This is a genomic window from Paraburkholderia sediminicola (assembly GCF_046027355.1).
GTDB classification, from domain to species: Bacteria; Pseudomonadota; Gammaproteobacteria; order Burkholderiales; family Burkholderiaceae; genus Paraburkholderia; species Paraburkholderia sediminicola_B.
In genome coordinates, this window is record NZ_JAQQEK010000002.1 from 539,477 (window position 1) to 563,465 (window position 23,989).

The following is a 23,989-nucleotide window of genomic DNA, read 5'->3' on the forward strand; positions in this document are numbered from 1 at the left end:
ATCGACGTGCGTCATACGCGAGGCGACCATGGGCGGTATGCGAATTTTCATTTCGCATCCACCCACTGCCAGGAGCCTCACTATGACCGCCTACGCGATTGCCCATCTGCACGACGTCGAACTGGGTGACGACATCGTCGAATATCTCGAGTGCATCGACGGCACGCTCGCGCCGTTCGACGGCCATTTCATCGTGCACGGCGCACGCCCCGAAATACTCGAAGGCGAATGGCACGGCGATCTGATTGCGATTGCGTTCCCCGATCTCGCCGCCGCGCGCGCCTGGTACGCATCGGACGCGTATCAGCGCATCCTGCCATTGCGCACGCGGCATGCGCGCGGGCCGGTGATCCTGATCGACGGCGTGGACGAGCGGCACAAGGCGGCCGATATCCTGAGATGAACGCGCGGCATCAACGCGTGAATGTCCCGAGGCCTTCCGCGTTGTAGTACTCGAGCGTCACCTGAGTGCTCAGGAACGACACCTTGGAGATCGTCCCCGGCGCGGCGTTTTCGTTGACGAGCTTGAAGGTGAAGGTATCGCCGTCCCAGTGCGAAAGCGGCAGGCGCAAGGGCGTGGCGCCGATCGTCAGGAGCAGGGCGCCGTTCGCCGCCGAGATCTGGATCGGCCCGTAATAGTCGTTGTTATAGGTGCCCGTATAGGTGGACAGCGCCCGCGCGGGCAGCGGCGCTGCAGGAGGCGTCACGCCGACGAGCGAGCCGGCCGGTTTGTTGAGGTCCGCAAACGCCTCGCTATAAGCCGCAAACCAGTCGCGTTGGATGGAGCCGAACTGCACGATATCGAAGAACTGCGCGGTGAGCGTTTCCGGCACGCCGAGCGGATAGCCATTGGTGAGCGCAACGATCGCGCAGCCCGTCGACGGCACCACCACGAAATTGGTCGCGGCGCCTGCGCCGAATGCGCCCGAATGACTGTATGTCGCGCGCCCCGCCGCGGTGGTGCCGACGTTGAAGCCGAAGCCATAGTAGGACGCGTTCTGGCCGTTGCCGGCCGGCTGGATCTGCGATTGCTGGCTGATCGCCGCGTTGAGCGCGGCGGTGTCGACGATGCGCGTGCCGTTGAACACGCCCTGGCCCAGCATTAGCGTCAGCCACTTCGCCATGTCGTTCGCGGAGGAGCTCACGCCGCCCGCGGGCGCTTGCGCATCCGGCATCGAGCCCAAGCCGACGACCCATTGGCCGTTGCGTTGCACATGACCGGTGGCCCGGTTCGCGCGGGCGATGAAATCCGCGTAGCGCGAACTCGTGCTCGTCATGCCGAGCGGCTGGTAGAGCGTGCGATCCGAGAACGTTGCCCAGTCGAGTCCGGTGGCAGTGGCCACCGAGATCGCCCCCGCCGTCAGGCCGAAGTTCGTATAGGCATACGAACGGCGGAACGGCGCCAGCGGCAAAAAACGCAGGTGTTCGAGGATGGTGGTCTGATCGTAGCCCATGTCTTCCAGCAGATCGCCTGCGTGATCGGGCAAGCCGGAGCGGTGCGCATACATGTCGCCGACGGTGACTTGCGCGCTCACGGTCGGATCCGCCAGCGTGAACCACGGCAGATGCGAGCGCAAGGGTGTATCCCACGATACCGTGCCGATGCCAACCTGATGCGCGACCACCATGGAGCCGACCGGCTTCGACAGCGACGCGAGCTGGAACACCGTGTCGGCATCCACGGCGAGGCCCGAGCCGATCAGCCGCGTGCCGAAGCCCTTCGCATAGACCGTTTGCAGATTGCGCACCACGGCGACCGACATACCGGGCACGCCGGTGCTGGTCATGAGATTGTTGACAAGGGTGTCCAGTTGCGCGAGGGCGGCGTCGATCTGGGAATCGGGCACAGGCCCGTTTGGATTGGTGTTGCCGCCGCTGCCCGAATTGTTCAATTCATTGGAACCGCCGCATGCAGTGACGGCCCCGCATAGCGCCGCGCCGAGAAAGCGCCGGCGTCCTTGCACTGAGGTCATGTCGTGTCTCCGGATAACGTCTTCTGGCTTGTTTGAATCCAGGCTCGTACGGCGGCCGTGACGGCTTGACGCGTCGCGTCGCTTACATTTCGCATGCGTTACGTTGCGTTGCCTAGTGTAGGCAGCAAAGAAGCGAATCGAAAGCCGGTTGCGGGAATGGCAGGCATTCTGGCTTGGAGAAGAGCGTTACACTTGCCCATCTTTTTTGCGTAGATGCCTTCATCCTGATGCCGGGTTCGCTATCGAGTTCTTCGGCCTCACGCGTATGAAGAAGCAACAATGGAAAACCTTCTCAAGAAACTCGACCTCACCTCGCTGCGCCTGTTCGTCGCCGTCTGCCAGGAGCGCAACATCGCGCGCGCGGCGGAGCGCGAGTTCATCGCATCGTCCGCCGTCAGCCGGCGCATCGCCGAGATCGAGGCGGTGATCGGTTTGCCGGTGATCCAGCGCCAGTCGCGCGGCATCACCGTGACGCCGGTCGGCGAGACCGTGCTGCGCTACGCGCTGGCGATCATCGGCAATATCGAGCAGATGAGCGCGGAGCTGTCGCGCTTTTCGTCGGGCGCGAAAGGGCGCGTGCGGGTGGTGGCGAATCTGTCCTCGATCGTGCAGTTTCTGCCGGAAGACGTGGCCGCGTTCGGGCGCGCGTTCCCGGAAGTGTCGATCGAACTGGAAGAGGAAAACAGCGCCGACGTGCTGCGGATCGTCGATGAGCACGCGGCGGACTTCGGCATCTGTAATCCGGTGGCCGGCAGCGAGGCGTTCGAACAGGTGCCGTACCGGCAGGATCGTCTCGCGGTGCTGGTGCCGGGCGGCCATCGACTCGCCGGCGCGTTGCGTGTGACGTTCGACGAACTGCTCGACGACAGCTTCGTCGGCCTGCGCAGCGAGAGCGCGCTGACGCAACTGCTCACGCAGCAGGCGGCTGCTGCGGGGCGGCAACTCGACGTGAAGATTCGCGTCAGCAGTCTCGACGCGCTTTGCCGGATGGTGCATGCCGGGCTCGGCATCGCGGTCGTGCCCGAGCAGGTCGGGCTGCTCTATGTGAATGCACTCGACGTGAGCCTGCTGTCCTTGAGCGATGCGTGGGCGGTGCGCCGCCTCATCCTGATCTTCAAGGCGCGCGACCAGTTGAGCGCGAGCGCGGCGGCGCTGGTCGGGTTTCTCGGCAAGGGCGTTTGACGCGAGCCACGGCGGACGAATCGACGGAGGCGTGTCGGCTGCCGGCTGTCGTATGCCGGCGGCGGCGCGCCAACGCCCGGACCGTGTCGGGCACGATCGCACCGATCATCGCCAAACGAGAGGTCTGCGTTGCCGGACCGGCACTTCGGCATTGCCCGCGCGCGCCGTATAGTGAGCGCAAGGAGAATGCCTATGAGCGACACGATTCGTCTGGACGGCCGCGTGCTGTACCTGTCCCAGGACCCCGCGGTGATCGAGGCGCAACTCGCCGGCGAGAACTTCACGCGCGCCACGGCCGGCTCGCTACGCGATAACGTCTCCACCGACGAGATCACGCCGGTCACCGTGATGCTCACATACGACGAACGCCTCGGCCAGTATCCGTACGTCGGCTTCAAGGCCGGCGAGCGCATGCCGATTGGCCGCGATGCGGTGAAGAACGGCGGCTTCCAGGTGACGGTGGCGGGCAAGCGCTACGGCAAGGGTTCATCGCGCGAATCGAGTCCGTTGGCGGAACTCTCGGCCGGTATCCGGCTGATCGTCGCGGAGAGCTTCGAGCGGATCTATCAGCAGAATTGCGACAACATCGGCATTCTCACCACCACCGACTTTTCCGTGCTCGATCGTTTGATCGCGGGAGAAGCGGTACCCATCGACGAATTTCTCAAAGGCCGCGACGCGCTCACGCAGCAGATCATTCGCAGCGGCGGCCTGCTCGCCTACAGCAAGTTTGCCGACTGGCCCGCGCCGCGCGTGGACGATAGCGTTCATGTGGCGCAGGCCGCGGAGCCGAAGACGCTGGTCGAGAAGATCATCGAACGGCATCTGCATCCGGGCAGCGTGGGCGCGCAGCGCGGCGACGGTGTGTTCATCGCCGCGGACTGGCGCTTCAGCCATGACTACTTCACCGGCATGTGCGGGCACCTGATGCATCGCGCGTTCGGCAAGCCGGCGCCGCTGCATGCGCCGGATCACATCATCGCGTTCCAGGATCATCTGGTGCTCGCATCGCAGAGCATTCCGCACGTGCGCGACGGTTTGCTGCCGGGCGTCGCCAATCTGATGGAAGGGCATACGTCGTTCTCGCGCGACTATCCGGTGCGCTCGCACGGCGCGCTCGATAGCATGCCGGGCTCCGAAGGCATCTGTCACGCGTTGATGGCCGAGCAATACGCGTTGCCGGGACAGGTGGCGTGCGGCACCGATTCGCATACGCCGCATTCGGGCGCGCTCGGCTGCCTTGCATTCGGTGCGGGCGCAACGGAAATCGCCAATAGCTGGGTGACGGGTTATGTGCGCTGCAAGGTGCCGGAGACCTTACGCATCGAAATCAGCGGTCATTTGCGCGACGGCGTGACCGCGAAGGACGTGGTGCTGCATCTGCTGCAGATGGACGCGATCCGCTCGGGCGGCGCGATCGGCCTCGTGTTCGAATACGGCGGCGCGGCCGTGCGCGCAATGTCGATCGATGAGCGCGCGACCTTGACCAACATGGTCGCGGAACTGGGTGGCTTCACCGGCATCGTCGAGCCGGACGAACGCACGGTGGCGTTTCTCAAGGAGCGGCGCGGCGTCGATTTCACGCTTGAAAACTGGATGAAAAGCGACGCGGGGGCGATTTATCGCGACACGATCCGGATCGACGCAAACGCCATCGAGCCGATGCTCGCGCGCCCCGGCGATCCCGGCAATGGCGTGCCGGCGCCCCAACTGGAGCAGGACGTCGCGATCGATATCGCTTACGGTGGTTCATGTACCGCGGGCAAGCGCGAAGACTTCGATTTCTATTACGAGGTGCTGCGCTGGGGTGTCGAGCAAGGCATTCGCGTGCCCGAGGGGACGCGTCTGTTCCTGCAGTTCGGCACCATGGCAGTGCGCGCGTATTGCGAGGACCAGGGCTATTTGCCGGTCTTCGAACGCGCGGGCGTGACGCTCGTCATGCCGGGCTGCGGGTCGTGCGCGAATTGCGGGCCGGGTCAATCGGCCGAGGCGAACGAGGTGACGATCAGCGCGATCAATCGTAATTTCCCGGGCCGTTCGGGGCCGGGCAATGTGTGGCTCGCGAGTCCGTACACGGTGGCGGCGAGCGCGCTGGCCGGAAAAATCACGACCTTCGAACAATTGAAGCGCGCACGCGGCTAGAATGCTGGCCGGACCTTGGGCCCGGCATCGTGGTGCGTGTGAGGCGCGAAAGTACGAGAGGCCGGCATGAGACCGGTCCGGCGAGGCTTATCTTCGCCAGAATCATCGGCAACGATGTTGCTTGGGATAGGAGACAGACAAAATGGCATCCCCAGATCACGCCGGCTCGCTCGCGAAGAAGAGCGGCGGCGCTGCACATTCCGATAGCGCGGCCAATCGCGCCGCTGCGGCCGCGCCGCTCGACGCCGGCAGCATTTCCGCGCGCCTCGACCGGCTGCCCGCCACGCGTTCCATATGGAAGCTGGTGGTGCTGCTGAGCCTCGGCTTCTTCTTCGAACTCTACGATCTGCTGTACTCCGGCTACGTCGCGCCGGGCCTCGTCAAAAGCGGTCTGCTGACGGCGACCACGCATGGCCTGTTCGGCTCGACCGGCGTCGCGAGTTTTATCGCGGCGCTGTTCAGCGGCCTCTTTATCGGCACGATCGCGTGCGGGTTTCTGGCGGATCGCTTCGGACGCCGGGCCGTGTTTACGTATTCGCTACTTTGGTACACGGCGGCTAATGTCGTGATGGCATTTCAGGAAACGGCGACCGGGTTGAACTTCTGGCGCTTCGTGGCGGGGATCGGCATCGGCGTCGAACTGGTGACGATCGGCACGTACATCTCCGAGCTGGTGCCCAAGCAGATTCGCGGCCGCGCGTTTGCGTGCGAGCAGGCGGTCGGCTTTACCGCGGTGCCCGTGGTGGCGTTTCTGTCGTATCTGCTGGTGCCGCGCACGCTGCTCGGCCTCGACGGCTGGCGTTGGGTCGTGCTGATCGGCGCACATGGCGCGCTCTTCGTGTGGTGGATCCGTCGAGCGTTGCCGGAAAGCCCGCGCTGGCTCGCGCAGCAAGGACGTCTTGCCGAAGCCGATCGTGTGATGACCGAACTTGAAGCGAAAGTGCGTCGCGAGTACGGGCGCGAGTTGCCGCCGCCCGCGCCGCCGGCGCCGGTCGCACCGCGCGGCGGCTTCCGCGATATGTGGGTGCCGCCGTACCGCAGCCGCACGCTGATGATGACGATCTTCAATATCTTCCAGACCGTGGGCTTCTACGGTTTCGCGAATTGGGTGCCCACACTGCTGATCAAGCAGGGCATTACGATCACCACGAGCCTGATGTACTCGAGCGTGATCGCTTTGGCTGCGCCAATCGGTCCGATTATCGGGCTCTTTATCGGCGACCGCTTCGAACGCAAAACGGTGATTGTGGTGATGGCGGCCATGAATATTGTCTGCGGGGTATGGTTCAGCCAGGCATCGGGCGCGGTGTTGCTGGTGAGCCTCGGGGTGTGTCTGACGCTTGCCGGTAATATCATTTCGTACAGCTTTCATGCCTATCAGGCCGAACTCTTTCCAACCAGCATCCGTGCGCGGGCAGTGGGCTTCGTTTATTCGTGGAGCCGCTTTTCCGCAATCTTCACGGCGTTTCTGATTGCCGCGGTGTTGAAGGAGTTTGGCACTACTGGGGTGTTCGTCTTTATCGCTGGTGCGATGCTAATAGTCATGCTCGCGATTGGATTAATGGGGCCGCGTACGAAGGGGCTCGAGCTCGAGAAAATCTCAAAATGACAGGACGCCGTGCTCTACCGGGCGCTCGTTGATCCAGGCGTGCGCCGCCGAAACCTATATGCACGTCAAGCACGGCCGTCTTTCCACGCGCCCCTGTACTCGCGCGTTGCCGTAGACTGGGAGCTTGCACCCATCCAACGCGGCACCGGACGATAGATGACCAAACCGAGCAAACTTGATGACGAAGCCCGTGCCGAACTGCTCTGCTATCTGGTGGTGGGGCAACTGGTTGCGCGAGCGCGTACGGGCAGTTGGCTGCGAACCGATCGTCGCGTGGAGCTGCTGAATATCTGGTTTAACGGTAATGGAGCAGAAGCCGACTGGCTGGAGGGCGCGTACCTTAGTCCTTTGTCGGAGAAAGTCGCGCTGGATTTTGCCGAGCGCCCCAACTTCGCTGACTCAGCCTCGCTTGCTAAACTGTTCACGGACGGCTGGCGAATGGACTATCGTTCGCCGAACGTCTGGAATATCTACGCGGCTTGTAAAGACGAGCTGAAAACAGGTTAGCCGCGTGCCGCGTACGATCGCTTTGCTGCGATCGCCGAAAAGAAGTACCCGAACCCGCATAGCGCGTAAAATGTACAGGTAGTTACTACTCTAAAGAGTCCGCAAGTCTGTGGCGCCCGGCAGCGCCGGCGGGTGATTTACGAAAATGCCGGAGTAGGCGTCCAGGGGCCGCATCATGATGCACGTTTTTCTGGCGAACAATCGCGATGCCTTGATAGAACGGTGTCGAGCGAAGGTAGCGCAAAGGCCTGCGCGCGAGGCAACTGCGCAGCAACTTCAAAATGGCGTGCCACTGTTCCTGGATCAGCTCATCAGGACACTTCGGATGGAACAGACATCGGCGCCGATGAACAGTCGCAAGATTTCTGGTCCTTCGGGTGGCGGGGCATCTTTATCTGAAATCGGCGAGACAGCGGCGCAGCACGGGCGGGAGCTGTTGGACCTCGGGTTTTCGGTCGATCAGGTCGTTCACGATTACGGCGACCTATGCCAGGCAATTACAGATCTCGCATACGAGCGCGACGCTCCGTTTCTGATCGACGAGTTTCGAACCCTGAACCGCTGCCTGGACAATGCCATCGCCGACGCGGTCACGGAATTCAGCTATCAGCGCGATTTCGCCGTCGCGGACAGGCAAGCCGTCCAGATGCATGAGCGACTGGGTTTTTTCGCACATGAATTGCGTAATTTTCTTCAAACCGCGACGCTTGCGTTTACCGCAGCCAAGACCGGAAATTTAAACCTGTCCGGGGCTACGGGGTCGGTTTTGGAGCGGAGCCTGAACGGCTTGCGCGATCTTATCGATCACTCGCTGGACGAGGTTCGTACGGAAGCTGGAATTTCCTTGCAATCAAGGATGTTTTCCGTTGCGGACTTCATCGCTGAGGTGAAATATGCCGCTGACCTTGTGGCCCAGACTCGTGGATGCGCACTGACGGTTTCTGCTGTGGATTCGCGGCTTGCCTTCAGCGGGGATCGTGACCAGCTTTATTCGGCGGTCGGAAACCTGCTGCAAAATGCCCTTAAGTTCACTCACCACCACACCGAGGTAACGTTGGACGCCTACGCGTTGTCGGATCGCATCCTGATCGATGTGAAGGATCATTGCGGCGGTCTCCCACCCGGTGATGCGGAAAGAATGTTTCTGCCGTTCACCCAGAACGGCGAGGATAGAACCGGACTGGGGTTAGGTCTTTCAATCGCGAGGCGTAATGTTGAGGCCAACGACGGTATTTTGAGTGTCCGCGATATGCCGGGCACCGGCTGCGTCTTCACCATTACTCTGCCGCGATATGCATTAACGGCATGATGAGTATGGTTTCTGACGGTTCGCCCTATGTGAATCGCGACAAACTGGCGAGCTGACCTGTATCCGGGACCTTAAATTGCTCATAAGAAAGCAACTAGGGGAAGCCAATGTCCATCGCTGTGGGCGCACGCCTGCTTATCGCTGACGACGATGCAGATATGTTGGCGGGGTACGCGTTGTTTTTTTGTGATCGGGGTTTTGAAATTCGGACCGCCGGGAACGGTGCTGACGCGCTCGCCGAATACTGCATATGGTATCCGGCCGCAGTGTTGCTCGACATCGAAATGCCGCATCTCGACGGCCGCGCGGTGGCGATAGCGATCCGACGTATTCAGGCGATACCTGCGCCGCTGCTTGTGGCGGTGAGTGGTCTATCGTTGCCATTTGAGCGGGCTGAGTCGATGCGCGCCGGATTTGATCACTATTTCGTGAAGCCGGTTCTGCTGCCGATCATCCTGGCTGCCATCAATCATGGGCTTGCTCCATGCTGAGCAGCGAATCCTGTGTAATTCGTCGAACAAGCCGCCAGGTCGTCGGGAAGATCGGCTGCCTCTTCTCGCGGCACACGCAATTTGATCGACTTCATCGCCTTCCCTCGCAGATGTAGCGAGTTCATTCTGGCCGATTTTTTGTTCGTCTGTGAAGTGCACTGTACCCTGGGATGCTCAAGTTTCCTGATGACGTGCTAGCCACTGTACCGCGCGAATGACCGACGTGCCCCCGCAAACTGTCGTTCAGACGCACCCTGCCGGAAGGCGGCAATGGGTCGACACGGCCTACGATACCCACACGATGCGCCGGACCAAGGCGTCTCTCATCTATCGTCGCACGAAGAACCTCAGGGCTGTTCAGTTGTTGCTCGGTCACACGAAACTTGAAAATACAGTCCGATACCTCGGTATCGAGGTAGATGACGCACTTGAGATGGCGAAACAGACGGAGGTGTAGGTTGTCGGGCCAATACCGGTTTCTGGAGAACGCTGCCCGAAAGCCGTCGCTCAAAAGCGTTATCGCCCATGAGCGGACGGTCAATGTTCGCAATCTGGGCGGTGTCCTACACCAGCTGCGTGCTGGTGACCAAATCAGCGCCACGAACATTTTTGCGGGCAACCTGCCTCCACCGATTCGCGCAATCCGTAAAGGTCCTTGAGGACTTGCCTCTTCTCTGTGATTTTTTTTGTTCTTCGTTGAAGGACGGCCTGTCTTCGTACCTGCGATCCGCGCTGCCGCATCGCTGAGGGCGTTCTGTTGCCTCCGCGCATGTCTCGCGAGTTTTGCGGTATTCCCTGCGAACTATGCCGCGAATCGTTGCCGGGGCCGTGGGTCATTGTGATGTGGCTGACCAGCGAAATCGCCGCGATGGCGACCGATCTCGCGGAGTTCGTGGGCGGCGCGATCGGCGTGTCATTACTGCTGCATCTGCCAATGATGGCTAGCATGCCGGTCACCGGCGCCGTCACGTATGCGCTGCTGCAGTTCGATAGAAAAGGCTTCCGGCCACTGGAGCTGTTCATCGCCGCGCTGGTCCGCGTGATTGGCCTTTCGTATCTGGCTGAACTGTTGATCGCACCGGTTCAGTGGCCGGCGGTGCTGCTGCATACCTTTACGCCGAGCATACCGGACCGCAACGCATTGACCATTTCAGGCGGGATCATGGGCGCGACCGTGATGCCGCATGTCCTGTTCCTGCATTCGGGCCTGATGCAGAATCGTGTGACGCCGCACAACGAGCGCGAGCGCTCGAAGCTGCTCGCATTCTCAAACATCGAAGTGGTGGTTGCGCTGGGCGTGGCGGGTCTGATCAATATGGCCATGGTGATCATGGCGTCCAGCGCTTTCCACCAGGTGCACCCGGAGATCGCCAGTATCGAGACTGCCTGGCACACCTTGACCCCGCTACTTGGCAGCGCCGCGGCAGGCTTGTTCCTCGGCGCGCTGATCGCGTCCGGTATCTCGAGTTCGGTGGTCGGCACGATGGCTGGGCAGATGATCATGCAGGGGGGCGTCGGCTTTCGCATTCCGGTATGGTTGCGGCGGCTCGTCACGATGGTGCCGGCGTTCGTCGTGGTGGCGTGAGGTGTCGATGCGACCAGTGCGCTGGTATGGAGTCAGGTCGTGATGAGCATCGCCTTGCCGGTGCCAATGATCGCGCTGGTGTGATGCACGTCACGCAGCGCGCTGATGGGACGCTATTGCAATAGCCGCCTGACGATAGTCGCGGCAGTAGCGGGCACCGTCGCAGTGGTGATTCTGAACCTGATCCTGCTACTACAGATCGCGGGCATTTCCGGTTTGACTTGAGACGCGCTTGCGCTCGGACTTTCTGAAAATGGCCGACCGCCCTCGGCCACCCTGAACGTCCGGTCCCGCCGGATTAACGAAGTCCGCGAAGGTCTGCTTTGTACTCGCACGACTGTTGGCAACGGGTTGACATGCGACCGACACGCCCGGCGCCACGCGGGCCATGAACAGCACTTCTTCGTCCGCAAATTGATGTCCGCTTGCAGGAGGACAGCACCCATTTGGATATAACGAGGGCAAGCGGGCCAATGGCAGGTCGGGGCATGTATTGCTGCCCTATACTGCAGCAGTGACTTCGAGAGGCGACCAATGGATGATCAACAAAGTCAGCACTACCGGAAACAGGCGAACGATGTGATACGCCTGACGCTATCTCGCATCCGGGAGGAACAACAGCGGATAAAGCATCGGCAAGCTGGTCGCGGAGACTACGCTGCGTGCGAACTGACGCTGACGGAACTGAAACAGAGCCTCACGGCGATACTCGCACTCCGGAAATCCATAGGCAAGTAGTTGTGACAAAAAGCAGACCCTTCACCGTCGTCGCTCGGGGCGCGGTTCCAATCCTTTGAGCCTCTTGTGCTTGATATTAACCGGTGTCGCGATTGTCTCGTTTATGCCGTCTCTGAGACCGTTCGCTGGTGAGGCACGATCGACTGTCGTGGGTCCGAATTGGGGCGCCCAAAAAAGGGTGGCGTTTCCGGGATCCGCGCTACCTATCGCTGGGCGTATGCGCCCTTCGTGGCAGTGATTTCGAGAAGATTCTCATGGATCCACCCAACCGCCCATTTGTTCGAGAACGCGATCGCTTCAGCCTCAGTGGCGAAATCTGGAAGGTTGATGGCCGCGAAGATCTCGATCTGTTCATGGGTGGCGGAGTGGGCCTGAAAAATCCGCGCTTGCGCAAAGAAGCGGCCGACGGAGAACGTGGGAACGCTGTCGACGCGGAACCTGCTGTTGGGGAGTCGCATCGTTGATCTCCATTGAGTAAGTAGCCGTGCCTATGGCTCCGTTTCTCTGCCAACAGCAATATTCGGGAGTGCTCTGCTGGGGCCAACGGCAGCAGTTATGGACGTCTCTAGCAGAGCCATGCTGGCCACGCTCACGAACTGACGATTTGAAGGCGAGCACTGCCGCGGCGGCGTCCCGTTTGCCTCGACGTCGCAGATCCTCTGCAAGCAGTTTCTGAAGGAGTGGTTCTTCCCGTTCGCCGTACAGTCTGCGAAATTCGCCGAGAACTTCAGCGATAGCGCTGTTCCGTGTGTCCAGATGCAGAGCGCCGCTGATGCATGAACAGCCTCTTGCCACTTTGGAGCACATAGGCTGCGCGAGTATTCGCCATGGCGGCGCCACCTGTTTCCCCGTGGCATCAGGTCTCTCAAGGTTTTATGTACACCCACGTCTACTGCCGAGCTTAGGCGCCGAGTTGCAATCAGCAACGCTTGATAGTGTGGAACCAATCTACCGCGGAATACTGAAGGAAAACTTAAGAAGCGTTACCTCGTGATGTGAGACACGCGAACGCGCGCCTCGATATCTTTTGTGCGAGCATCCGTTCGAGATATGTATCGATGTTCATATATTTACAGGTGCGTGTGAGGACGTTGGAAAGCCGGCGAAGTTCCTCCAGGGACGTAGAGTGACAGCCCATGGGCCACGGTGGTTCCCGCCCGTGGAAACTTCGCGCTGCTCGGCCGGTTCCCGCAACATGGAGTCGATGCGAGGTATTCGGGCTTCAAAATGCTCATCCGGCGGGCAGACTTTTCTTGTACTGGACTAGTCCTGCGGTGTGCCTGTCGGCGGCGGGCGAGCCGAGCACTGGCTGGACATCCATATGATGCCGAGCTACGCGGAGCCATACTGAAGCACACGCAGTTTCACTTGTACAGCGACGTCGCTATGGAGGTGTCGAGTGGCGAGAACCTCACGCCGCCAGTCTCTGTGCGCATGAAACGTCGACCGGAGGCAGGCAACCAGCGTGTCGTGTGCGGGGGGCGGATGATATTGCTCGCCGGAGCCGTGACCGGGTAAACGCGCATCCTGGTGGGCGGTATCATCGGCCAGATCTGAGCGCCACCTCAATCCCTCTACCCACATAGAGGACGCCGGCATATTGCCCGTGCCGCGAATGGCGCTGCAGCCTATCGCGGCGTCACTCCTTCGGGGCGCCAGAGATCCGCTTAACGTGCGGTGTGGTGAATTTATTCAGGCAGCTCAGAGTTACGAAGATGAGAAGCAGGGCAAGTATGACAAGCTGGCCAGCCAGGAAAACCGGCACGGCAAATATGGCCCACAGCGCCAACTTGAGCATCTCGCCTCCTGGATTTTGCGATAGGTCGGCGGACGCTGACGGCGACCTTAACGGCTCGTACAGAGGGCTAGGTCTCAGCCCTCAAAACCATCATATCGCGACCCGTCAGATCCGTTTGTACGGTATTGGACGCAGGGCGTCCCCCAAGCTGGGTGACGCGCCAAGTGTAGCGCTGACGCCCAGAGAGCGACCAATGGCGGGTGGACGCACGATCCGGACGAAAATCGTCGCCTAACTCCAAGCCTTTGATTCTATTGATTGTGCGTCGCAGCCAACGTACGTTTTCGTCCGAATCGTGCGTCCAACCCTAATCAACAATAACTATAGTCCGGATGCGCGCTGGCGCGACCGTGTTCGTGACCGGGGTCAACGTTGCGATCAACGGCGGTCAGCATCTACAGTAGAGCTTGAAGAGGCACTCGACCGCGCGAGAGGAAGTTCGCCATGATCGAATCCTGGGTGGCATGGTCGTCGGGGTATTCGTACTCGCAATTGCGGCGACGCTGTCCATTGATCACTATCGCCGCGAACATCTGCGCGCGGCTGCTCAAACGGATGGACCCTCATCGCTATGATAAGGGCGGCTTACGTGGCACATGGGTTTATCGAGCCGTGAGGGCACGACCATCATACGTCGGGAGGGACTGTCACACGCTCCCGCTCGATGTGTATCACTGTTCGGCGATACGCTTCGGGCTGAAGAAAACCCGCGTGTTCCGGAGAACGCGCGGACGGAATCAAGATGAGTCTGTTACCGGCTCACTCGCCCTAAGCGGCCCTATGCATCGCGTCGCGCGGCAGACGATTCTGGTCTTTCAGCCGAGCGTCCGAAATTGTTCAGGGTTGTAGGATGCCTGCCCTTGCCATCGTTCGATCGCTGCCACCGGACATAAGGAGCAAGCTCGCCGATGGCTTCCATGAGCAGGTCGACACCGCCGAGACGTCGCACTTGAGTTCGACAACTGATCACGAAACGGGTGACGCGTTCAAGGTTCATGTCGGAAGGCAGTGGATCGTGCTTGCCTCGCTGTCTTAACGAAAAATCGGCGAATCCGAGGTGCCACATGCTGCCTGTCGCCAAGACGTCAATAAAGTCCCGCGTCGCAGGGTTTGCGAGGCTAGCATCCCTAGCGCTCGCATCGGCTGCGATGATTGTCGCGCCGGGGCATGCTGAGGACGCGCCGACACCGGCGGGCCATCCAGCGCCGGGAGATCAGTCACCCGTCGCGATCACACAGGTATCGAGTCTGCCTGTCGAGCGCCAGATAGTCTGGCTAACCCACGCCGCCCGAAGCGGTGAGCTCGAAAGATTGGACGACGCGCAACTGATCGAACTCTTTCGAGCGCTCGCGCCCGACACGCTTTCTCGCTATGTGCAGACGGGTAGCGCGCGCTACCGGGAATACGAGTTCCAGACGTTCAGCCAACAACGCGTGAAAGGCAGGTGGCAGACGAAACCAGCTCACATGCTGGTCCGCTATCGTCAGGAGCCGCGACAAGTCTATGTTAAGTGGCTGGCTGACGGCAGGAATGCCGGGCAGGAAATGATTTATGACGAGAAGAAGGATCCGGACCAGCTTTACGCGCATCCGGGTGGGATCCTCAACCTCGCGTCCTTCTGGGTACCAATCGATGGCGCTCGCGTCAAGGCGCAGTCGAACCATACCGTGCGTGAGCTGGGCATAGACTATTTCACGGATCTGTTTCTGGATGAGCTGAAGAAGTATCGCGCGGCAGGCGTCGAGAAGCCCTCGCAGATCGAGGTGCTGAACGATCATGGTGCGCGCGTAGTAGCGTTCACGTGGGAAACACCTACCGGACGGCCCGACTTCTATGCAAAGAAGGAGCGGCTCGGCCTCGACTTGCGGCAACCCTTTTTTCGCACGAGCGAAGCGTGGGACAACGATCTCGAACTCTTCGAGAAGTTTTCATTCACGGACGTGACGCTGAAACGTTTCGACGACTCGGTATTCGATTCAAAGAATCCGGAGTATAGGTTCTGAGGCGGCGCCGCTATCGGCCATTGCGACGACGGGAGAGCGACTCGAACGCTTCCTGGCCGGCGAGCCGTATCGTCTGGTGCAGAAGAAGCGAGATTAACCGGGAATATTCCATCGTACTCAAACATCACGGTGTTATTCACGGCCATCCGGTTGCGTTCGGTTCGTTCGCACTAGCCATCGTGGCGCTGAACGCGCTTTCCGGTGGCCGCGGCGTGGATTTTGGTGCTCGTCATCTGTATCCCTGTGACCAATGGAGACTATGCAATGAGTGGCACGACTGTGGAAGAGAAGATCCGGGCGCGCGCGTACGAACTCTGGCAACTGGACGGCGCCCTGGAAGGGTGCGCTGACGAGTACTGGCGCACAGCCCGTGCACTCGTCGAGAAGGAGATGACCGCCCCGGACTCTGCCGAGCCCGGTGATCCGGATGTCCGGGCGCCGGACTAACGGCTCATTCCAGCAGTGGTACAGAATGGCCTGACGCCAATGGCCCTGAGCGGACATCCTTTCTTCCAGGAAGCAGACATCGATTACGGTAACCCGGCCCGTTTCTGAGGCCGTTCATGGCTCGCATCCGTGAAACCGGAAGGTGGATCGCATGGGTGGGCCGCATGGCCGTTGTCAATGCGTTGGGCGTTGCAGATTTTTTCGTTTTCGTTTTCATCGGTGCGCTGTATCACAGTTGCCGGTTGCTACACGCGAAATAATTTATCCACAGTGCTTGTTAGCCACCGGCGCTTCACGCGCCCGGCCCCGGCATGACGACCGCCTTGGAGGTGCGCTGTGTTGCACCACACTCTTGCCTGCGCCTTGTTCCGCACCGCCGTGATGGCTGTATTTCTCGTCGGCTATCCATGCCTGAAGTCAACGGCGACAGCCGCGGGCGCGGCTCCGGTGCCCGCGAAGGAGAAGCGGGTTTCGCCGGCTAACGCTGCCGCGCCGATCGACTTCCCCACTATCGTCGAGAAATACGGGCCCGCCGTCGTGAATATCAGCACGACGGCCCAGGAGCAACAAACGTCCGCACCAGCCGTCGAGTCGCTCGATCCTGACGATCCCCTTTTTGCGTTCTTCAAGCGCACGCCGCAGCAACCGCAGGAGTCTCAAGGCAACCCGCCAGGCGTTCTACGGGGTGCGGGCTCTGGATTCATCGTTAGCCCCGATGGCCTCATTCTGACCACGGCTCATGTGGTGGATCAAGCCGACGAAATTATCGTCAGGCTGACCGACCGGCGCGAGTTCAAGGCAAAGGTGCTGGCTGTCGACGCCCAGAGCGACGTCGCGGTGATTCAGATCGACGCCACGAAGCTTCCGACGGTCAAACTTGGCGACTCGTCGCGAGTGCGCGTTGGCGAACAGGTGCTGACGATCGGATCGCCCGATCGCTTTCAGAATACCGTCACAGCCGGCATCGTCAGCGCCACGTCCCGCACGCTACCGGATGGCAGCAATTTTCCCTTTTTCCAGACCGACGTCTCCGTGAACCCCGACAACTCGGGTGGCCCGCTGTTCAACCGTGCTGGCGAGGTGATCGGCATTGACGTGCAGGTTTATTCGGATTCGGACAGGTATACGAGCCTGACTTTTGCCATCCCGATCAGCGTGGCGACCAAGGTGCGATCGCAGTTGCAAACTCAGCGCAAGGTACCTCCGGGCGGTCTTGGCGTGGAGGTACAGGACGTCGGCCCGGGATTGGCAGTGGCCTTTGGGCTGCCGCGACCGGCAGGTGCGCTGGTCAATTCGGTCGCGCCCGGCACACCGGCTGCTGCGATGGGCATCAAGCCAGGCGACGTAATCGTGCAGTTCGGTGACAAGACGATTGATCGCTCCGCCGAACTCGTGGAAGACGCTGCTAGTCTGCAGCCCGGGACGAAAATCACACTTAGGCTATTCCGCAATCGAAGACCGGTGACGATGACGGTCACGGTTGGCACGTCGGGGGAAAGCCCTAACGCTCGACCAACCGAAGGCGGCGCGACGGATCGCCTGGGCTTGATCATGCATCCGCTGAGCGAGGGCGAGCGGCGCGCGAGCGGGCTTGCTGTAGGTCTGATGGTCGACGAGGTTCATGGGCCGGCGGCAGCGGCAGGCATCCAGCCCGGCGATATCGTCCTGTCGCTCAACGGCACGCTGGTCGAATCGCAGGAGCAAGTGGCCGCGTTGGAAGCAAAGGCAGCGAAGGAGATAGCGGTGCTGATCCAGCGCAACAACGCGCGCAGCTTTGTTTCGGTCGAACTTAGATGAACAGCCAAGGGCAGCTTTGATGGCGCGAGGAAAACAGGGTTGGCGTGGCAACGTCGCAAGACCGACGCGGGACCCATTGTTAGCCGAGCGTTTCGGGGGCGACTGTGAAGACTTACCACGGCGGGCGCGCGCCATTGCGTCGGTGAAAGGACCGGGCGTTGCTTCATACTGGAATTCCTTGAAGACCTGGAAGGAGACAACCATGGCACAAGAGCTCAGCACCAAAGCGCAAGAAACGCTTCTGGAACTCAGCCACCGCGCGGCGAGCGACCAACCTCTCATGGTTGAATGGGACATCCAAGCCGAACTGGAAAAGCGCGACCTGATTTCGGCGGCCCCACACGGTGGGTGTCTGATCACAGAGAAGGGGCGGGCGTACGTGCGGGAGAGGCACAATTGATCCAACCGCGCGAGGCGCTAATATGCATTTTGGTCCGAGTGTCGATCCTGTGGAAGTTCGCGCGTGCGAACGGACTAGCCGGTCACGCGCTTGTCAGCCTGATGGGAGAAGGCGTGGACCCGAAGGCTTGGAACCGACGCGGGACGCTGTCGATCTCAAGCAGCTCAGGCGAATGCTGCAACTCCGTGGTGAACGGTTGGGTCGCCTTCTGAACGGTCGAGACTGCGAAGGTGAAGAACGCATCACGAGCCTGGCTGACTTGTTGAACCGGCTTGCCGACGTGTCAATCGACACGTTGCGCAAAAATTCGACGCGAATTTCGAGGGTGCCGGCCAGACAGCCGACCTCGCGTGGTTTCCCGCGTGGGTGCTGACCGAAAAGCCCGCCTTGGCACCGCTGCTCCGTGAGGCGCAGCCGTCACGCCAGACGGCACCGGAGCGGGCAACGCGACTGTTGCTGCAGATCCTCAGCCTCGAGCGGCAGGGTAACCAGCATGAACTGGTCGAACGTCGCAAGGCGCTGCGCGATCTGCATGCCGGGCTGTATGCGGCGTATATGAAGACCCGGTGAGCGATGCGCCGTGAGGCGCAGGCCAGTTCCGATTTTTACCCAGGGTGCGCGACGGACCGGCGATCGTTACCATCCGGGATTCGGTCATGCGAAGTCCTTCTCGTCCTCGACTCCATCAGAGACTGGCTGCAGATGCCGGCCGCAGGTCATTCCAATGTTCGCACGGTCGCGGACGCCGGGTCATGCGAGAGCAGGTGAAGGAGGTGCGTCGCCATTTCCTCGGGCTGTTCTGGCCGGGTGACCGCGACCCGAATGCAGCGTTCAGGACGGAGTACTCGTTACCGCTCATTCCCCATCGGGTGGGGTACCTGGAGTTCGCGTCCCGGGCATGAGTGAGAATTTTCTGCGTCTCGCGGTCGTTCGACAAACACGGCGCACCATGATTGTCCGCTGCTACCATACGGGTTCGGTCGCAGTGCTAGCGTTCCGCAAGCCAGACCATCGCCTGAACACGGGTAAGCTCACTTCGACCCACTCGTCTAGCCTGCGATGCCTGCGCGCGTGTCGCGTCAAGTATTTGAAAAGGCGGTCTTTGGCTTTCCAGTAAATTACTCAAGTAATGATTTTGTCAGATCCTGTGCAGCGATAATCGCATTCATTTTCGGGGTTTCGTGCGTCGCAGGAAATAGCGATGACTGGTTGATCGCCAGGCGCACCTGCTGCCCCCAGTTCGCGGCGACGTTTGTTCAGACCGTGGGTATGAATTCGTTTCATGAGGCTCCATGCGTTCGTCACTATCGCTTTCTATGCGGCGATCCCTTTCGTCATCCACCTCGCGGGTATTGTCGCCATCCGGTGTGATCGTTTGTGGCGTCCTGCTGATACTGTTCACGTGCAGCCTTTGCGCGTGGGTGCTTTTCGAGTCACGTAACGATGCCTACAACCGCGCTGAGGAGAACGCACGGAACCTGATGCTGGTCATCGAGCGGGACATCGCTCGCAACATCGAACTTTACGATCTTTCGCTGCAGGCGGTGGTGGACGGGGTCGCGGATCCGCAGGTGATGTCGCTCCCCGCGAAGATCCGAAACGGGGTGTTGTTCGACCGTGCCGCCTCAGGCAAATACCTCGGCTCCATCTTCGTGATGAGTGAGCGCGGAGACATCATCCTGGATTCCGGATTCATACCGGCGCGCGTCGGGAACTTCGCTGACCGTGACTATTTCACCTTTCACCGCGACAGCGGCAACACCGAGCTGTACATCAGCAAACCCTACGCGTCGCGACTGCGCGACGGGGCGCTCACGATTGCCCTGAGTCGCCGGATTACGCGCACGGACGGCTCTTTCGGTGGTGTCGCGGTTGGGACGCTGAGTATCGACTATTTTCGCGCTTTACTGGACGGCCTGTCCGTGGGGGAGCGCGGCACAGCAGCGGTGATCGAGACTAACGGCACCATGATCACGCGTTTGCCCTACGATCCGAAGGTGGTCGGGCGTGACATCAGAAACGCCCCCGTGTTTATTCAGGCGATGTCGACGAACGAAGGTGCGTTCTCGGGCACTGCCTCAATCGATGGGATCCGCAGGCTCTACGTGTACAAGCACTTACCCGGGCTTCCGATCATCGTCGACGTGGCGCCTGCGGAGAGCGACATTTACGCTGAGTGGCAACGCCGGGCCAGGCGACTCGAGATCGTGATGGCGGTGTTCAGCATGATCCTTGGGGCCGGATCCTTGCTGTTGTCGCGAGAACTACGGCGGCGACAGCTTGCGGAATCGAAACTACAGCATCTGGCGCGTACGGACGCCCTCACGGGATTGAGCAACCGGGGCACCTTTGACGACACGCTGCAAAAGGAGTGGCAACGGGCAAATCGCTCTGGCCGTCCGCTCTCGTTACTGTTCATCGACATCGATCAGTTCAAGGCATACAACGACTACTATGGTCACCAGGCGGGTGATGAGGTGCTGAGAGCCGTTGCTCAATGTGTGGGTCTTTGCGTTCTACGATCGGCCGACCAGGTGGCCCGATATGGCGGCGAGGAGTTCGTGGTGACCCTTGCGGATACCGACGCGACGGGCGCCACGAATGTCGCGGAGACCATTCGACGCGCCGTATTCGATCTCAATCTTGAACACGTCCAAAGCCGGTATGGCCGGGTGACTGTGAGCATCGGCGTGGTGACGTCCCACGGGCGGGCGGCCCACGACGGCGCGACTCTGGTAAACATGGCTGACTCGGCCCTGTACGAAGCGAAGTCAACCGGGCGTAACCGGGTCTGCGAGGCATAGAAAGGCCGCGTTTTTTGCTGTGGAATATATCGGGAGCGTGGAGTGAGACGACCCCTGCTTTCCGCCATTCCTGCCGGGAAGTCATTTCTTCAATGGGTCGAGGCTTCAGATTGCAAACGCATCAGGCGTCGGTGCTGTTAGTAAAACTTGACGGCATTGCCGACGCATTAGCAATTCACGTTTCAAAGGCGGCCAGCGCAATGCGCGGCCAATCACACTGCAAAGGGCGAGACGGTGGATGACCATCGGCTTTCGCAATGATCGAAATGACAAATCGCGACAGGCGCCCGGCTGACACCACGCCGGCGAACATTGCTGCACGGGCCGCTGCGCGCTGCGGATCATTCCGGTGTGGCAGGCACTGGGACCGTGCGCCGCGCAGGCGAAACGGACCCGGGTTCACTGCCTTGGCAGTCAAGGCTTCGACGAAATGACAGTCCAATCGATGTAAGCGCGACTAGCTCCGCCGAAAAGGTGGACGGATCCGGCTCGTTCAGCTGCTGCCGGCGCCGCGTTATCTTTGCTCGCCGGCAGGAATTCGCGTGCGTTGCTGGAGCAGCGCGCCGCCCAGCAGTGCGAGTGCGGCGATGGCGCCCGGCACGAGTCCGGACAGAAAGATCTGCCGGGCATTCCAGTGCTGCGCGAGCATCAGGGTGCCGGCGATTGGACCGAGGATCGATCCGATACGGCCGACGCTCAGCGCACACCCGACCCCCGTCGCCCTCATCGAGACAGGATAGATTTCCGCCGCGAGCGAATTGAGGCCCGCCTGCGCGCCCTGTACGGCACAGCCTGCGCCCAGCGTGCAGGCCAGAATGAGCGCGCTGTCGAGGGGCAACAGCACCAGCATCGCAACAAATGCCATGTAAAGGATGAATTCCGTAAAGAGCACCGGTGTCACGCCGAACCGGTTCATCAATTTGCCCTGCGCGATCGATCCGATGATGCCGCCGACGCTGAATGCCGTAATTGCCTCGATACCGATCGACACATTCTGCCCGTTCAAAACAAGCACGGCGGGAAGCCAGCTGATCGAGAAATACAGAACCATCAGGTTGAGGAAATAGGGGATCCACAACAGGATTGTGGTGGGCGCGCGGCCGTCCGTGAACAATTGCCGGATCGTTGCGCCACCTGGAGCGCGGACGGTGTCGACAAAGGCGACGGCGTTCGAGTCAAGATCCGGAGCGATCCGTCGCATGATTGCATTGACGCGCAGGTTCGCATCGCCGCGACAGATGAGGTAGCGCACCGACTCGGGCATCCATGCCGCCAGCGCCGCTGCGATGATCAGCGGCAGGCCTCCGCCCACATAGAACACGGCATGCCACCCGAAGCGGGGCAACAATGCCGCACTGACCAGCCCGCCTAACACCGCGCCGGCCGGCATGCCGCAAAAGAGCAGTGTCACGGAGATTCTTGCGAGGCGGCGGGGCGAGAACTCGGACGCGATGGCGACGATGTTCGGCATGGCGCCGCCCAGGCCGACACCGGTCAGGAACCGGACGATCAGCAGTTGTGGCAGTGTCGTCGCGTAAGCGGTGAGGAGTGCAAATGCGCCGAACGCAAGCGTGGACGCGATCAGAATCTTTTTCCGGCCGTAACGGTCGGCGAGTGTGCCGCATACGACCGCGCCCAACATCAGGCCGACGAGTCCCGCTGTGAATACCGGTCCGAACTGGTGCAGCGGAATGTGCAGGTCGGCGGAGATGGCGGGAGCAAGGAAGCCGATGGTCTGCGTGTCGAACCCGTCCAGTACTGCGACCAGCATGCATAAGGCCACGGTAAAGCGTTGCAGGGCCGACATGGGGCGCGCGTCGATGACGTCGCCCACGAGCGCTTCGTGCCTGCCGCCGATCGCGAATGGCCGGTCTGATTGTCCAGATTTGCCGCGGCCGGTGGCATCCGGTGTGACGTGAGCGATATGCATGAAATTTCCTCGTATTTAATCCGTGATGGATTGACCAACCTAGAACGTGTGGCGGATACCTGCCTGGAAGCCGAGTTCGCTGCCACCGGCAAGCGGCACATTGCGCGTGATGGGCCCGGCGCCGCCAAGGGAAAACACGCCGCCGTTACTGTTGCTGACGTAGGCGAGCGTGCTGAACAGGAGCGTGCGCTTGGATAGCGCATAGGTTCCGATTGCGCTTGCCTGCCATGCCCGTGGGGCGTTTGCGCCGCTGACATCAATCCATCCCCAACCGGCGCCGACGGCCAGGTCCGGCGTGATGCGCCAGTCGCCCGAGAGCGAGTAGATGCTGGCATACACGCCGCGCACGTTGGCCGGCGCATTGGCGCCGGGGTTGTCACCACGGTAGTAAGACAGGTAGATGCGGCCGTGACCGTAGTCGTAGTTCGCGGCGGCGAAGGTTGATTTGATCGAGAACGACGCGTTCTGGCTTTTCTGTTCGGCGTAGTTCAGACCGAAATACCAGGGGCCGCGCGAATAATCGATCATCGCGACATAGACGTTGTTGCCGGTGTGCGGCGACGCCTGTCCGCCAAGCGACACGAGTCCTTGCACCTTGAATCCATAGAGACTCGGGGAGATATAGCTGAGCGAGTTGTCGTAGCGGATGCCGAGGCTTGACGAGTTGTTGATGATCGAACCGTAGGTCGCCCCGTAGAAAGCATCGAGTTGCGCCAGCATGATGTACTGCGGTGAGTTTTGCCGCCCCGCGCGTACTTCGCCGAACGGGCCGGAAAGACCCACCCAGGCTTGGCGGCTGAATGCGCGTGTGGGATCGGCGGCCGAACCCTGCGAAAGCGAGAAGCCATTCTCGAGCACCGCGTTGACGTGATAGCCCGCACCAATATCTTCCACGATCCGCAGGCCCAGACGACTTTGCTGATACCCGGCGCTGTCAATACTGACTGCCGTTCCCTTGCCGGTGGCATGGGTCACGCCAAGATACGAATCGACGATGCCGTATAGCGTGACCGAGCTTTGCGCGTACCCGGTTGTGGCGCTTGTGCATAAGACCGCGGCCGCCAGCCATGCTGCTTTCATCTATCTGTCTCCTTCATGTTGTTGTGTCAGCCGGGCGTTTGCCGGTGTGTTCGAAACCGCGCAATGGGGTGAATATTGACCGTATTCCAATACAAACATAACTATCGTTAACGCTTAATTATCGAAATACGATAAATTTGTTGACGTGAATTCCAGTTGCGTTATGATTCAGGCATCGATTCCGGGAGGGACAT

21 protein-coding genes and 2 pseudogenes are annotated in these 23,989 nt (G+C 60.7%); 16 read left to right on the forward strand and 7 right to left on the reverse strand.

Annotated features, from left to right (window positions below):
* Positions 1 to 82 precede the first annotated feature (82 nt).
* On the forward strand, positions 83 to 403 hold the full coding sequence (locus PQR42_RS05685) for a DUF1330 domain-containing protein (protein WP_408178220.1): 321 nt from the start codon (positions 83 to 85) through the stop codon (positions 401 to 403).
* Positions 404 to 413: 10 nt separating this feature from the next.
* On the opposite strand, the gene PQR42_RS05690 is transcribed toward PQR42_RS05685, so the two are convergent.
* Positions 414 to 1,973, reverse strand: a complete 1,560-nt coding sequence (locus tag PQR42_RS05690; protein ID WP_408382966.1) for a serine hydrolase — start codon at positions 1,971 to 1,973, stop codon at positions 414 to 416.
* 279 nt (positions 1,974 to 2,252) lie between these two features.
* Here PQR42_RS05690 and PQR42_RS05695 point away from each other — a divergent pair, with 279 nt between their 5' ends.
* From PQR42_RS05695 to PQR42_RS05735, 9 genes and pseudogenes are all read left to right on the forward strand, one after another.
* The gene (locus PQR42_RS05695) at positions 2,253 to 3,155 is read left to right on the forward strand and encodes a LysR family transcriptional regulator (protein ID WP_408382968.1); all 903 of its coding nucleotides are present in this window, start codon (positions 2,253 to 2,255) and stop codon (positions 3,153 to 3,155) included.
* A gap of 192 nt (positions 3,156 to 3,347) precedes the next feature.
* A complete protein-coding gene (locus tag PQR42_RS05700) occupies positions 3,348 to 5,297 on the forward strand; it encodes an aconitase family protein (RefSeq protein WP_408493584.1) in 1,950 nt (649 codons plus the stop codon).
* 142 nt (positions 5,298 to 5,439) lie between these two features.
* Positions 5,440 to 6,906, forward strand: coding sequence for an MFS transporter (locus PQR42_RS05705; RefSeq protein WP_408382972.1), 1,467 nt, complete (start codon positions 5,440 to 5,442; stop codon positions 6,904 to 6,906).
* 156 nt (positions 6,907 to 7,062) lie between these two features.
* A complete protein-coding gene (locus tag PQR42_RS05710) occupies positions 7,063 to 7,413 on the forward strand; it encodes a hypothetical protein (RefSeq protein WP_408216567.1) in 351 nt (116 codons plus the stop codon).
* A 175-nt stretch (positions 7,414 to 7,588) separates the two neighbouring features.
* Positions 7,589 to 8,722, forward strand: coding sequence for a sensor histidine kinase (locus PQR42_RS05715; protein WP_408382974.1), 1,134 nt, complete (start codon positions 7,589 to 7,591; stop codon positions 8,720 to 8,722).
* Between the two features lie 107 nt (positions 8,723 to 8,829).
* A complete protein-coding gene (locus PQR42_RS05720; RefSeq protein WP_408216561.1) occupies positions 8,830 to 9,213 on the forward strand; it encodes a response regulator in 384 nt (127 codons plus the stop codon).
* A gap of 277 nt (positions 9,214 to 9,490) precedes the next feature.
* Positions 9,491 to 9,670: pseudogene (locus PQR42_RS05725) on the forward strand (integrase); the annotation flags it as partial.
* A gap of 342 nt (positions 9,671 to 10,012) precedes the next feature.
* A pseudogene (locus PQR42_RS05730) lies at positions 10,013 to 11,023 on the forward strand (Nramp family divalent metal transporter); the annotation flags it as partial.
* Between the two features lie 309 nt (positions 11,024 to 11,332).
* Positions 11,333 to 11,536: a hypothetical protein gene (locus PQR42_RS05735; RefSeq protein WP_408216558.1), complete on the forward strand. Its 204-nt coding sequence runs from the start codon at positions 11,333 to 11,335 to the stop codon at positions 11,534 to 11,536.
* Between the two features lie 203 nt (positions 11,537 to 11,739).
* Here PQR42_RS05735 and PQR42_RS05740 read toward each other — a convergent pair whose 3' ends face one another.
* The 3 genes from PQR42_RS05740 to PQR42_RS05750 form a co-directional block, all read right to left on the reverse strand.
* Entirely contained in the window at positions 11,740 to 11,994 is a 255-nt protein-coding gene (locus tag PQR42_RS05740) for a hypothetical protein (RefSeq protein ID WP_408216555.1), read from the reverse strand.
* 1,181 nt (positions 11,995 to 13,175) lie between these two features.
* Positions 13,176 to 13,334, reverse strand: a complete 159-nt coding sequence (locus PQR42_RS05745; protein WP_408216553.1) for a hypothetical protein — start codon at positions 13,332 to 13,334, stop codon at positions 13,176 to 13,178.
* A 778-nt stretch (positions 13,335 to 14,112) separates the two neighbouring features.
* Entirely contained in the window at positions 14,113 to 14,400 is a 288-nt protein-coding gene (locus PQR42_RS05750; RefSeq protein WP_408493585.1) for a hypothetical protein, read from the reverse strand.
* Here PQR42_RS05750 and PQR42_RS05755 point away from each other — a divergent pair.
* The 5 genes from PQR42_RS05755 to PQR42_RS05775 all read left to right on the forward strand — a co-directional run bounded on the left by PQR42_RS05755 (position 14,399) and on the right by PQR42_RS05775 (position 18,551).
* Positions 14,399 to 15,337 carry a DUF1571 domain-containing protein gene (locus PQR42_RS05755; protein ID WP_408382978.1) on the forward strand — a complete coding sequence of 313 codons (939 nt, stop codon included), beginning with the start codon at positions 14,399 to 14,401 and terminating at the stop codon, positions 15,335 to 15,337. The two genes, PQR42_RS05750 and PQR42_RS05755, sit on opposite strands and share 2 nt — an antisense overlap.
* Before the next feature lie 264 nt (positions 15,338 to 15,601).
* Positions 15,602 to 15,784, forward strand: a complete 183-nt coding sequence (locus tag PQR42_RS05760; RefSeq protein WP_408216547.1) for a DUF2934 domain-containing protein — start codon at positions 15,602 to 15,604, stop codon at positions 15,782 to 15,784.
* A 336-nt stretch (positions 15,785 to 16,120) separates the two neighbouring features.
* Positions 16,121 to 17,581: a trypsin-like peptidase domain-containing protein gene (locus PQR42_RS05765; RefSeq protein WP_408382981.1), complete on the forward strand. Its 1,461-nt coding sequence runs from the start codon at positions 16,121 to 16,123 to the stop codon at positions 17,579 to 17,581.
* A 202-nt stretch (positions 17,582 to 17,783) separates the two neighbouring features.
* Entirely contained in the window at positions 17,784 to 17,981 is a 198-nt protein-coding gene (locus PQR42_RS05770; protein ID WP_408216542.1) for a hypothetical protein, read from the forward strand.
* Positions 17,982 to 18,368: 387 nt separating this feature from the next.
* Positions 18,369 to 18,551 carry a hypothetical protein gene (locus PQR42_RS05775; protein WP_408449930.1) on the forward strand — a complete coding sequence of 61 codons (183 nt, stop codon included), beginning with the start codon at positions 18,369 to 18,371 and terminating at the stop codon, positions 18,549 to 18,551.
* Positions 18,552 to 19,103: 552 nt separating this feature from the next.
* Here the strand turns inward: PQR42_RS05775 and PQR42_RS05780 are convergent.
* Positions 19,104 to 19,265, reverse strand: coding sequence for a hypothetical protein (locus PQR42_RS05780; RefSeq protein WP_408216535.1), 162 nt, complete (start codon positions 19,263 to 19,265; stop codon positions 19,104 to 19,106).
* Positions 19,266 to 19,273: 8 nt separating this feature from the next.
* Here PQR42_RS05780 and PQR42_RS05785 point away from each other — a divergent pair, with 8 nt between their 5' ends.
* The gene (locus PQR42_RS05785; RefSeq protein WP_408382983.1) at positions 19,274 to 20,785 is read left to right on the forward strand and encodes a sensor domain-containing diguanylate cyclase; all 1,512 of its coding nucleotides are present in this window, start codon (positions 19,274 to 19,276) and stop codon (positions 20,783 to 20,785) included.
* 514 nt (positions 20,786 to 21,299) lie between these two features.
* On the opposite strand, the gene PQR42_RS05790 is transcribed toward PQR42_RS05785, so the two are convergent.
* Positions 21,300 to 22,619, reverse strand: coding sequence for an MFS transporter (locus PQR42_RS05790; protein WP_408382985.1), 1,320 nt, complete (start codon positions 22,617 to 22,619; stop codon positions 21,300 to 21,302).
* Positions 22,620 to 22,754: 135 nt separating this feature from the next.
* Positions 22,755 to 23,795: a porin gene (locus PQR42_RS05795; RefSeq protein WP_408382987.1), complete on the reverse strand. Its 1,041-nt coding sequence runs from the start codon at positions 23,793 to 23,795 to the stop codon at positions 22,755 to 22,757.
* Between the last annotated feature and the right edge of the window lie 194 nt (positions 23,796 to 23,989).